The following is a 12,063-nucleotide window of genomic DNA, read 5'->3' as shown; positions in this document are numbered from 1 at the left end:
CGCCAATTCCAAGGGCTGCACTCATCGTGTGGGAGCGGGCTTGCTCGCGAATGCGGTGAAGCGAATCCAGGCGTTCGAGGGTGGCGGCAACGGTGGTCATGAAAGCCTCGGTCACGGTGCATTTGCGCCAGTGTAGGCGCGCGCCAAGTCGCTGAAACTCCGGTTCTTGCGACGCAATTTGCCCTGGCTGACCGAACATTGATCTCGATCAGGTGCCCCGCCTGGCAGGCCTTTTAACCTTGTGCTTCCATCAAAGGCCAGGGACGGCTCAATGCGAGCCTGTGGCCGTGCACCTCAAGGAAGAGTCTGCCATGCGATCATTGAAGATCATCTTGTTGTCCTCTGCATTCAACGGCCTGACCCAACGGGCCTGGCTGGATTTGCGCCAGTCGGGGTTTGACCCCAGCGTGGTGCTGTTCACCGATGAAGCCTCGGTGTGCCGGCAAATCGAGGCGTCGGACGCTGACCTGGTGATCTGCCCGTTCCTCAAGGACCGCGTACCGCAGCAGCTGTGGAGCAACCTCGACCGCCCGGTGGTGATCATTCATCCGGGGATTGTCGGTGACCGTGGCGCCAGCGCGCTGGACTGGGCCATCACCCAGCAGGCGCGTCGTTGGGGCGTCACCGCGCTGCAGGCGGTGGAGGAGATGGACGCGGGGCCGGTCTGGTCGACCTGCGAATTCGACATGCCCGCCGAGGTGCGCAAGTCCGAGTTGTACAACGGCCTGGTGAGTGATGCGGCGATCAGCTGTATTCGCGACGTGGTGGAAAAATTCACCCGTGGTGTGCTCCCTACGCCGCCGGATTACACGCAGCCCAACGTTATCGGGCGCTTGCAGCCGAACATGAAGCAGGTAGACCGGGCTTTCAGCTGGCACGACTGCGCGCGCTTCATCAAACGCAGCATCGACGCCGCCGACGGCCAGCCGGGTGTGTTGGCCAGTATCCACGGCGAGCAGTATTACTTGTACGACGCACACCTGGATGCACGCCGGGGCCTGCCGGGTGAAATGCTCGCGGTACAGGATGATGCGGTATTGGTCGCGACCGGCGATCAGAGCGTGTGGGTCGGCTCACTTAAACGCAAGGCCCAGCCAGGCGAGGAGACCTTCAAGTTGCCGGCCCGTCACGTGTTGGCCGAACGCCTGGCGGGTGTGCCCGTGCTGGACAGCTCAATTGCCCATCAAGCCTTCAATGAACAGGCCTATCAACCGATTCGCTACCGCGAATGCGGCCACGTCGGTGAGTTGACCTTCGAGTTCTACAACGGCGCCATGAGCACCGAACAATGCCAACGGCTGGCTGCTGCACTGAGTTGGGCCAAGGCGCGCAGCACCCAGGTGCTGCTGATCAAAGGTGGGCGCGGCAGCTTTTCCAATGGCGTACACCTCAACGTCATCCAGGCCGCCCCCGTGCCGGGGCTGGAGGCCTGGGCAAATATCCAGGCGATCGACGATGTGTGCCAGCAACTGCTGAGCGCCCGGCAACTGGTGGTCAGTGGCCTGACCGGCAGCGCCGGCGCCGGCGGTGTAATGCTGGCCCTGGCCGCCGATATTGTTTTCGCCCGCGCCGGTGTGGTGCTTAACCCGCATTACAAGAGCATGGGGCTGTATGGCTCCGAATACTGGACCTATAGCCTGCCGCGTGCGGTGGGCAGCGAAATTGCCCATAAGCTCACGCAAGAGTGCCTGCCGATCAGCGCCATTCAGGCACAGCAGTGGGGCATGGTGCAGGACATTGGCCCACGTTGCCCAAATGAGTTCAGTGCCTGGTTGCTGCAAGCGGCCCAAGGCGCGCTGAGCGATGAGAAATACGCCGCGCAACGCGCGCGCAAAGCCAATATCGACCCTGAGCACATGGATCGCTGCCGCCAAAACGAGTTGGCACAGATGGAAATGGACATGGTGCACAACCGCCAGCAATTTGCCGAGAAGTGCCGCAACTTCGTGTTCAAGCGTAAAGCCTGCCAGACGCCGCAACGGTTGATGGCGCCGTGGGCGTTGGCGCGTAAGGGCGAACTGGTCGCCTGAGCGGTACTGCGCTGCCCATGTGCTTGCGAGTGCCATATCCCATGCGCGATGATCCGGCACCGTCAGCGCCTGGAGAACAGTGATGCAATTGCTATCGTTTTTATAAAGTTGAGCGAGCTACATTTGAGCGCTCCGTAATGGGCGAGCGCTACTGATTTCGGCAATCGGATCTATATTCAATAGGGCAGTCCCTTCTGGAGTGAATGATCATGTTCAAATCTCGCTCGTTGGTAGTCGTCTTCACTTGCATTGCCCTGGTCGCGGGCTCGGCGACGGCATTGGCTGATCCTGGTAACGGGAAGGGGCAAGGCCATGGCAACGGCAACGGCAACGGCCAAGGCGGGCAGGGCAAGAAGGGCAAAGGCGGCGATTCGCACTATGGTCCCAGCGTTGATCGAGGCAGCGTGCTGGGCGTGCTCGGTGGCTATCGGGATTATTGGCAGCCTGGCCCATCACTGCCCCCTGGCATACAGAAGAACCTCGCTCGAGGAAAGCCGCTGCCTCCAGGGATTGCGAAAAAACTCGATGGTCGACTACTCGGCAGGCTGCCTCACTACGACGGCTACGAATGGCAGCAGGCAGGCACGGATTTGATCCTTGTGGCTATTGCTTCCGGGATCATCTACGAAGTGCTTAACGGCGCTTTTGATTAGTGCGTTGAAGGCGATTGATGGCACACGATAAAGGTATCGTTCGCCGTCCTCTATGCAGCCAGACTAAATGGCAGGGCCCTTCAACTCGATCCGGTTATCATCCGGATCGTTGAAATAAATCGACCAGCCAGTCCCGTCTGCGCCATAGCGCTGCTGCGCCTTCTCAGCAAACACACCCGCCTCAGCCAAGTGGTTGAGAATGGCGGACTCATCAAAAGGCTCAACCCTGAGGCAGACGTGATCGACGTTATGCCTCTGCTTGCCCGCCGGCTCCCCACCTTCACGACCGATCGACCCGTTCACATCGACCAGGTCAATCAGGGACGTGCCGGCACTCAGGTGGATCATGCCGAGGTCGTCACGGCGCTTTTTGACCTCACAGCCCAGTACCGAGGTGTAAAACGCCAGGCTGCGGGTGATGTCCTTCACGCGTAAAACAACATGATCTATATGTTGGATTGAAAAGGTGCGCATTGGGATCATTCCTGTTTGATCATGGGTTTTGTTGTCGCCAAAGTCTTCAACTTAGCTGATCCTGGAAAACTAGTGCTGTATTTAACCCGTGGTATCGGCCCAGGACAGTCAGCCCACCGGCTTGATGCAATGCCGGGTTTACTGCGTAGATCACTGATCTGCCGAGCTTTTTCAGCTTGCAATGAGCACCATAAAGGTACGCTTCGACCTTGCGTCCAAGCGCCGGGGTCTATATATTCCCAACCCTGCAACACCGCGCTACCGCCCGAATGGCGAAACTGGTAGACGCATGGGACTTAAAATCCCCCGCCCGTAAGGGCGTCCCGGTTCGATTCCGGGTTCGGGCACCATTTTACATTCCACTGGAAGCTGTTCAGTTCCTTGGAAGCCTTGAAAAACCTGCCTTCTGGCGGGTTTTTTTGTTTTTGCGTTCCGTCGAATTCTCGTCCGGTCTTCAGAGATTGGAGGATGGTTTGCAATTCGTTGAGCTGTACGCGCAATGCGTCCCGCTCAGCCTGCGGAGCGTGCAAATAGGTATGCAGAATTTCTGCTTCTGTTGCGGGTGTCTGTCGGCACAAGTCCTGATATGCGGAAGGAACTGGTTTTTTAAGTGTAAGGTCGGCGGGCTGAAAACAGAACTTGCCTATACAAGGTGTTTAATTTTCATGGCGATCTAATGAAACGTCATTTTACTTGCGAACGCATGGCTGGATGCTCATGGCCGTTCACTTTCGGCATCCCAATGTCAGAAATGATCAAGTCGAATTGTGTATCGCGGGCTGTTTCCAGAGCAATCTGTGGGTCATCTGAGCCGGAAGAGCGGTGATGTGTCCGAGCCATCAAGGAAATATATGAAGCGAGTCGAACGGGATTTCATCACGTTGTTCAATTATCTGTAGTATCAGGATTTACCGGTGTGGGAGGCGCATGCGTTAGCGGGACTTGCCGATTGGTTGCAAGGCAGTGCGCCACGCTGTTTGGAGCACCCCTCGGTGCCAGTGAGCAACTGACAAGGCACTGGGCACCTCGCTTATTCAACGACCGGTATCGATCACTGGACTGGAGAGATAAAGATTATGGCGAAAAGACCTTCCATGGAACAGCGCCGGGAATTCGGGAAATTTCTCTCTAGCCGACGTGCGCGTCTTGAGCCCAAAGAGTTCGGCCTGCCGGAAGGGCCGCGTCGCACGCAAGGGCTGCGCCGCGAGGAGGTCGCAGTGCTCGCCGGAGTCAGCGTCAGCTGGTACACCTGGCTGGAGCAGGGCCGCGATATCCAGCCTTCACCAGACGCACTGCGCCGCATCGCCAAAGTGCTCAAACTCGACCGTATCGAGTCCGCCCACCTGTTTGCATTGTCTGCGCTTGAAGCACCCGCGGTTGAAGCTGGCGGCGGCGTCAGCGCAGGGCTGGAAATGCTCGTGCGTGCGATCAATCCCATTCCGGCCTACGTGCGTAATTCACGACTGGACATTCTGGCCTGGAACGATGCAATCGCCGAGCTGTTCGTCGACTACGGTTCGTTAGAGCCCCATGAGCGCAACACCCTGCGCCTGCTGTTCCTGTACATCCCCTATCGAACCTTGATCCTGGATTGGGAGCAGATGGCGCGCGGGATGATCAGCGCTTTTCGCGCTTCCCGTGCGCTGGCGCAGGATAAGGCGCCTTTCGACAGCCTGATCGAGGAGCTGTCCGCCCTGAGCCCGGAATTCCGCGAGTGGTGGCAGGACACAGAAGTCAAAGGCTTCGACGAAGGGCGCAAGCGTCTGCTGCACCCGGTCAGTGGCTATATCGATTTCACCTATGTGGCCCTGACGCCAGAGGGACGCCCGGATCTTTCGATGGTGACCTATATCCCTCGACACACTGCCTATGACCCGCAGTCATAGGATAACAACACGCCTTCCTGGCTCTCTCGGGCTTACCTAATGTGACGGTCATCGCAGCGCACAACGCGCTGCACCACCGCCAACGAGGTGATACCGATGACCAACCTGAACGCTATTTCGACCGCCCCTGCTTTCGCCACTTCGCGTAATCCGGCGACCGGCGAACTGATCGCGACTTACCCGTTTCAGACCCAGAGCGAAGTCGAGCAACTGCTGGACGTAAACGCCGCTGCCTTCCGCTTGTGGCGTGCCACACCAATGCGCGAACGTGTTACGGCCTATCGTCGTCTGTCCGCAATCCTGCGCGAGCGTGCGCAAATCATTGCTGGGCTGATCACCGCTGAAATGGGCAAGACTCTGGCTTCAGCCCGCGCAGAGGTGGAGAAGTGTGCCGCGACCATCGACTGGATTGCTGATAATGGCCCGGCGATCCTGGCTGATGAGCCAGTCAACGTAGAGGGAGACGATCAGGTTCACGTTTCCTTCTTGCCCATCGGCACCATCCTCGCGGTGATGCCCTGGAACTTTCCCCTGTGGCAGGTGATTCGCGCGTCAGGGCCGATCATGCTGTCGGGCAACGGGTTCATGCTCAAACATGCCCCGAATGTCATGGGCTCTGCCTACGCGCTGCAGGACGCCTATGAAGCAGCGGGCTTCCCGAAAGGATTGTTCGTCAATCTCATCGCCGACAATGAAACCGTGGCTCGCACCATCGAAGACCCACGCATCGCCGCAGTGACCCTGACGGGCAGCATGCGCGCAGGTTCGGCAGTGGCGGCCACCGCTGGCAAGGCACTGAAAAAGAGCCTTCTTGAGCTGGGCGGCTCCGACGCTTTCATCGTGCTGGCCGATGCCGATATCGACCTGGCGGTCAAGGCCGCTGTCGAGGCCCGTTTCCAGAACGCAGGTCAGGTATGTCTCGCGGCCAAGCGCTTTATCCTCGAGCAACCGATTGCCGAAGAGTTCACCCGAAAGTTCGTGGCCGCAGTAAAACAATTGAAGGTCGGCAACCCCCTGGATAGCGCCAACAACGTCGGGCCCATGGCACGCGGCGATCTGCGCGAAGAGCTTGATGGCCAAGTCCAACGCACCCTTGCAGCCGGCGCGACGTTGCTGCTCGGTGGCAAGAAGATCGAAGGCCCAGGCAATTTCTACGCGCCAACTGTGCTGGCCAACGTCCAGCCCGGCATGGCCGCGTTCGATGAAGAAACGTTTGGCCCCGTCGCCGCCATTACCATCGCCAGCAATGTCGAGCATGCCATCGTCCTGACCAACACCAGTGACTACGGATTGGGCGGCAGCCTGTGGACACAGGACATGGTGCGGGCGCAACGCATCTCTCGTCGCCTGGAAACCGGTGGGGTCTTCATCAATGGCTTCCCTGCAACCAATGCGCGTATTCCGGTGGGTGGCGTGAAAAAGAGCGGTTACGGCCGCGAGCTCTCGCATTTCGGCTTGCGGGAATTCACCAATGCGCAGGCCGTATGGGCCAAGACCATTGGCTGAGCGCATCCACAATTGCCCTGACTTGCAGAGAGAAAAACATCATGAGTGATCGTTTCGCAAGCCCTGTCCTGCAGCCCGCCAAACTGGGCGAGCTGCAACTGAAGAACCGTATTGTGATGGCGCCGATGACCCGCAGCCGCGCGGACGATGTCGGTGTTCAACCTGACTACGTAGCTGATTATTACGGCCAGCGGGCAAGCACCGGATTGATTGTGACTGAAGCGACCAATATTTCGGCCCAGGCCCGGGGCTACTCGCGAACCCCGGGGATCTGGACTGAGGCGCAAATCGTTGCGTGGAAGCGTGTGACCGAGGCAGTGCACCGTCATGACGGCAAAATCTTCCTGCAACTCTGGCACACAGGACGCATGTCGCACCCTGACATGCACAACGGCGGCCTTCCTGTAGCGCCATCGGCGATCAAGCCTCATGGGCAGATCCGGGTTCATGAAGGAATGAAAGATTTCGTTACGCCGCGGGCACTTGAAACCGATGAGATTCCCCTGATCGTAGAGGATTATCGCCGGGCCGCCCAAAGCGCCCGGATTGCCGGTTTTGACGGTGTAGAAGTGCATTCTGCGAACAACTATCTGCTTGAGCAGTTCATTCGCGACAGCACCAATGTTCGCACAGACCGTTACGGCGGTTCGCTGGAAAATCGCCTGCGCTTTCCTCTGGATGTGGTCAAGGCCGTCATTGGCGTGTGGGGCCCCGACCGTGTTGGCATCCGCATCTCTCCAGTGACTACAACGCCCGGCGAAACGCCACTGGACAGCAATACCATGGCCACCTTCGGTGCCTATGTTGCCGCGCTGTCGGACTTGGGGGTGCTGTATATCCATGAGATCGAGGGCGTCACTCAGTTAAGTCGCGAAGAGGTCAACGGCGTTGACTTTAAACAATTGCGGCAGCGCTTCAGCGGAGCCTATATCGCCAACAACCAGTACACGCTGGATCTGGCCGAGCAGACTCTGGCGGCAGGGGAAGCGGACTTCTTTAGCATTGGCCGCCCGTTTATCGCCAACCCCGACCTGATTTATCGCTTGGGCAGCGGAGCGCCTTTGGCGCAAGCGCCTAAGGTCTATTGGTACGGTGGCGATTCGACGGGTTACTCGGACTGGCCTGCAATGGGATAAACCCTTCGTCGAGCTGAAGTCCCCCCCTCAAAGCCGTCGCCAGTCGACGGCTTTTCCATGCCCGAATATAAAGACTTCGTTCCCAAGGATTGGCACAGCTTAAAGCTGATTCACGTCTATAGGGCGTCGGGGCGTGACGTACCGAGTCGTGCCGTGGCCCATGCGCGCCGCCCGTTGTTCTGCCTGCATGTAGCCAAACCCGTTAGCGAAGCAGGCGCTCCACTCTATTGTCGGGCTGTACGAAGTCGAGCAACATGCCCAGCCGCGCGCTTGGGTTCGAACGAGTTATTCGTCAGGTCGCTGCGCAGCGAGCCAGTGAGATCAAGCCTCTGCTTGCGCATCGGTGAATGCCTGACTGATCTGCGCAAGTTGTGTACGCTGGCTGCTTACGCTCTGGAAACTCATTCGAGATATCCCTATGAAACCCAATCCGACAATCGACAACGGATTACGCGTCGCATTGGTGACAGGATCGACTTCCGGTATCGGCGCAGCCATTGCACGTGTACTCAGCCGTGCAGGCTATGCGGTGGTGCTTCATTCGCGAAATTCTGCAGAGACGGGACGCGCCATGGTTGCCGAAATGAAGCAGACTGTTTACGTGCAAGCTGATCTTGCTGTCGAAGCTGACAGGGTCAGGCTTGTTGACGAGGCTATTGCCGCGTGGGGGCAGCTCGACGTATTGGTCAATAACGCTGGTATTAGCAGAGTCATTGCGCACGGCGACCTTGCGTCTGCAAGTTCGGCGGTGTGGCACGAACTTAACGAGGTCAATGTCGTGGCGCCGTTTCACCTGGTCGTTTTGACCGAGTCGGCATTGCGCGATGCTGCCCGTTACCGTCGAGCAGGCTGCGTCGTGAACATCAGTTCGCATGCCGGTATCCGTCCTAAAGGCGCATCGATTCCCTATGCGGTAAGCAAAGCTGCGCTGAATCACATGACCCGCTTGCTCGCGGTATCGCTTGGGCCAGAAATTCGCGTAAACGCTGTGGCGCCTGGCTTGGTCGATACGCCATTGACAGCAGAGTGGACAGAGGCCCAGGAGCTGTGGCGAACTCGCGCTCCTATGCGCAGGGCCGCCAGCCCGGACGACATCGCAAAAGCTGTTGCCATGCTGGTCGAGTCGGACTATTTGACCGGCGAGGTGCTCCTGTCAGACGGGGGGTTGAACCTGACCTAGGTTTAGCGTGCTCCTGTGGAGCAGGCGAAAATGCAAGTCACGCTGTTTCGCCGACTCGCTTAAACGCCGGACGGATCCCGTAGTGTTTCAGGGCGAGCGAAATTCTGCGGTCGGCTACAGTTCGCTAAAAACTTGGTGGCATCAACGGAAAAGCCCGACATTAAGTCGGGCCTGGTGGAGCATATTCAGTTATTTACCAGTTCATGACAGTCATCTCACGTGCCAGAGTTGATAGAGAAATTGCGGCATTACAATGATCGTCCGCCTTCGAATCATTGCGCGGCTTTGATAATCAGATCCGCGACTGCTTTCGGATAAGCGAGCATTGCGACGTGGCTCGAAGGCACTTCTATAGAAGTGGCGTGCATGCGCTTTGCCTGATCGCGTTGCTGCTGCGGCGAAATGATCAGGTCATTAGCGGCTACAACTGCGAACGAAGGCACCTTGTGCCAGGCAGCATGGGGAACTGGTTGACCCAGTGCTTTGCTGTTCAACGCGCCTTGAGTTGCTGCAATCAGTTTTTGTTCCGACGGCGAAAGATCAGGTGCGAAAAACTTGGCGACGCCTGCGTCGCTGACCTTTAGGTAGCCATCGTTATCTTTTACGAAAGACGCCAGCCCTGGCATTTGCGGGTAGCCTTTAGCTGAGTCGTACACAGATTGGCCGTCATCGGGTGCGTAAGCCGCCACATACACCAAGGATTTGACCTTGTCGTTGACGCCGGCGTCGCTGATAACAGCGCCCGCCCATGAGTGCCCAACCAGAACCACAGGCCCTTGCGCATCGGTGATCGCGCGGTTGGTAGCGGCGACGTCGCTGTCCAGTGAGTCCAGCGAATTCTGCACCGCGACCACCTTCAGTCCAGCTTTCTCAAGTAATGGAATCACTTTGTTCCACGATGAACCGTCAGCGAACGCGCCGTGTACGAGTACGACCGTTTTGGCGGCCTGTACAGCGGCGGGATTTTCCTGTGCAGCAGCCGCAGTGCTAAGCGCAGCCAGCGTCAGAGATGAGATGAGAGCGGCGATTCTCGTTTTGGATTTCATCTTTTTATTCCTTGTGCAAGTTTGATTAGGGTCAGCATTGAGTCGTCAAACTGAGCGTCGTTGGTTTCTTGAGCACTATCGCCAGCGCCAGGAGCGCCACGAGTAATTGGGAAGTCGATAACCAGACCGCGTTCGAGGCTCGTGTGTCGATCGTCAAGCGCTTATTGCGCTGCGATGGATGCCACTCTAGGTAGGCTCAAAAATCCCAACAAGGAGTGTTGTTATCCTATGAGTACGGGTCATAAGCTCGACGGAAACCAAGATCATCTGCGGAAAGTTCGGGGGGCAAGCAGATAGGCATATCCTGGCAGTGCAATCGAAGCTAAGGTGAATCGAAGGGAAAACGTAAGCGTATGGCCAGTACAGCCTGTGCGATCAACGGTCTGATCCGTAGATGTTAGAATCAGTGGCAAGTCTGACCTGACGCGGGCGCGCATTGGGCGTTTTGGGACGTCAACCTTGGATAACCAGACGGGCCGGAAGGTGCACTAATGTTTCTTAGTCTTGAAGTTCGCAGCTATGAGAGGGAAGACCGTCACCACTACCACGAGCATGCTCAATTGGTACTGCCGATTCGTGGCGAAATGGAAATTGACGTAAACGGTCGCGGCGGCTGCATTGATCAGTCACTGGCAGCGCTTGTGACACCTGGCTCGATCCATTCGCAGCAAACTCACCTCGATAGCCGTTTTTTAGTTTTGGACTGTGCGCCGACAATTATGGAAACGCTCCAGATCGAGCGTCTTGCTCAGAAAATATATGTGCCCATTTCCCCCGCTACTCGTCGGCTTATAGAGTTCGCTGAGCTAATCGGCAATGCGCAATTGTCCATCGCGGCCGCCCAATTGGGGCCTCTGCTTTTGTCGTCTCTAAATCCGGATATCTCCCGCTTTCCAGACCCCATGAAGCAGTTGATCGCTCGTGTTCACGCGGATCCTGGAGCGAACTGGAGCAATGAAAGCATGGCTCAAGTAGCAAAAATGAGCATGAGTCAGATGCACCAACGTTTCCGGCTAATGTTCGAGATGAGTCCGCAAGCTTGGTTGACTGATTTACGCCTGCAAGAAGCTCAACGATGGTTGCGTGGAACCTCATTGACCATATCCGAGATTGCCTTGCGTGCCGGCTTTTGCGACCAGGCATCGCTGACCCGTGCCATGCAGCGCGTGAGGGCCACGACCCCGGCGGTTTATCGTAAAACGCAAAAACAGTCTGGGTAAAAAATCCCGTAGTTACCGACAATACTCCCCGAATCAGTTGCTCCAGACTTTACCCATAACGCTTTGGAGCGCGGATGAAATGTTTGCTGACCGATTACTGCTAAAGGGCATTGTCTACGGAGTTTGCGCGGGCCTGTGTTGGGGAGTGATCTTCCTCGGCCCCCAGCTCACCCCGGGGCTGAGCGGACTGCAATTCGCCGTTCTGAGATTTCTCTGCTACGGCGCGATTTCGGTGGCCTTGCTTATGCCCCGCTGGAGGCGCGTTTGCGCCAATCTCACTATCGCCGACTGGAAGTCACTCTTCTGGCTTAGCCTGATTGGGAACCTCATTTACTACACGCTAGTGGGCACCGGTGTGCAGTTGGTTGGCATTGCCACAACGTCTCTGATCGTCGGACTCATTCCCGTGTTCGTCACGCTGGCAGGTCGTCATGACGTCAACGCAATTTCTTTGCGCAAGCTAACTCCCTCGCTGTTCTGCGCTGTGGGCGGGGTCGTACTCATCAGCTGGCACGCACTGATCAACGGCGACAAGCCAGATATACTGACAAACGTGGCCGGAATTCTATGCGCAGCGGGCGCGTTAGTGACATGGAGTTGGTTCGCAGTGAGCAACGCTCGGCGGCTGGCTCAGGTAACCAGCGTTTCCGCCCATGACTGGGCACTGCTGACAGGGGTCATGACTGGCGCTCAGTCACTGCTTTTGGCGGTACCTGTCCTGGGCTGGCAGGTCGGAACGCATGACAACTCCGAATGGCTACACTTTGTCATGGTAGCCGGTGGCGTAGCGTTTTTATCTTCGGTTGTGGGTAATGCGTGCTGGAATCAGGCGAGCCGACTTCTACCACTGGCACTAAGCGGACAAGTGCTCGTGATTGAGACGTTAGCGGCGCTGGTTTTTGGATTTCTATGGGAGCATCGGCTGCCCGACT

At 57.4% G+C, this 12,063-nt stretch carries 10 protein-coding genes and 1 tRNA gene; 9 read left to right on the top strand and 2 right to left on the bottom strand.

All coding sequences use genetic code 11. The annotated features are described in order from the left end of the window. Positions 1-311 precede the first annotated feature (311 nt). Together BFP92_RS24795 and BFP92_RS24790 are read left to right on the top strand one after the other, a co-directional pair. Entirely contained in the window at positions 312-2,030 is a 1,719-nt protein-coding gene (locus BFP92_RS24795; protein WP_065931541.1) for a hydrogenase maturation protein, read from the top strand. A 209-nt stretch (positions 2,031-2,239) separates the two neighbouring features. Next, positions 2,240-2,683 carry an anti-virulence regulator CigR family protein gene (locus tag BFP92_RS24790; protein ID WP_065931625.1) on the top strand — a complete coding sequence of 148 codons (444 nt, stop codon included), beginning with the start codon at positions 2,240-2,242 and terminating at the stop codon, positions 2,681-2,683. Positions 2,684-2,746: 63 nt separating this feature from the next. On the opposite strand, the gene BFP92_RS24785 is transcribed toward BFP92_RS24790, so the two are convergent. Beyond that, entirely contained in the window at positions 2,747-3,157 is a 411-nt protein-coding gene (locus BFP92_RS24785; RefSeq protein WP_065931540.1) for a VOC family protein, read from the bottom strand. 263 nt (positions 3,158-3,420) lie between these two features. Here BFP92_RS24785 and BFP92_RS24780 point away from each other — a divergent pair. The 5 genes from BFP92_RS24780 to BFP92_RS24760 all read left to right on the top strand — a co-directional run bounded on the left by BFP92_RS24780 (position 3,421) and on the right by BFP92_RS24760 (position 8,865). Then, positions 3,421-3,507: transfer RNA gene (locus tag BFP92_RS24780), tRNA-Leu, on the top strand. 726 nt (positions 3,508-4,233) lie between these two features. Beyond that, positions 4,234-5,043: a helix-turn-helix transcriptional regulator gene (locus BFP92_RS24775; RefSeq protein WP_065931539.1), complete on the top strand. Its 810-nt coding sequence runs from the start codon at positions 4,234-4,236 to the stop codon at positions 5,041-5,043. 96 nt (positions 5,044-5,139) lie between these two features. Continuing rightward, the gene (locus tag BFP92_RS24770) at positions 5,140-6,549 is read left to right on the top strand and encodes an NAD-dependent succinate-semialdehyde dehydrogenase (protein ID WP_083221804.1); all 1,410 of its coding nucleotides are present in this window, start codon (positions 5,140-5,142) and stop codon (positions 6,547-6,549) included. A gap of 41 nt (positions 6,550-6,590) precedes the next feature. Further along, on the top strand, positions 6,591-7,685 hold the full coding sequence (locus BFP92_RS24765; RefSeq protein WP_065931623.1) for an alkene reductase: 1,095 nt from the start codon (positions 6,591-6,593) through the stop codon (positions 7,683-7,685). 418 nt (positions 7,686-8,103) lie between these two features. Further along, on the top strand, positions 8,104-8,865 hold the full coding sequence (locus BFP92_RS24760) for an SDR family NAD(P)-dependent oxidoreductase (protein ID WP_074854555.1): 762 nt from the start codon (positions 8,104-8,106) through the stop codon (positions 8,863-8,865). A 272-nt stretch (positions 8,866-9,137) separates the two neighbouring features. On the opposite strand, the gene BFP92_RS24755 is transcribed toward BFP92_RS24760, so the two are convergent. Continuing rightward, on the bottom strand, positions 9,138-9,911 hold the full coding sequence (locus BFP92_RS24755; RefSeq protein WP_065931537.1) for an alpha/beta fold hydrolase: 774 nt from the start codon (positions 9,909-9,911) through the stop codon (positions 9,138-9,140). A 491-nt stretch (positions 9,912-10,402) separates the two neighbouring features. On the opposite strand from BFP92_RS24755, the gene BFP92_RS24750 reads away from it, so the two are divergent. After that, entirely contained in the window at positions 10,403-11,131 is a 729-nt protein-coding gene (locus BFP92_RS24750) for an AraC family transcriptional regulator (protein WP_065931536.1), read from the top strand. A gap of 79 nt (positions 11,132-11,210) precedes the next feature. After that, positions 11,211-12,063, top strand: an 853-nt coding sequence (locus BFP92_RS24745) for a DMT family transporter (RefSeq protein ID WP_065931535.1), incomplete at its 3' end; no start/stop codon positions are given.

Origin of the sequence: Pseudomonas sp. 58 R 3 (assembly GCF_900006605.1) — a bacterium.
GTDB lineage: Bacteria > Pseudomonadota > Gammaproteobacteria > Pseudomonadales > Pseudomonadaceae > Aquipseudomonas > Aquipseudomonas salomonii.
Note: the sequence above shows the minus strand (reverse complement) of the source record. Positions and strands in the feature narration are given on the sequence as shown.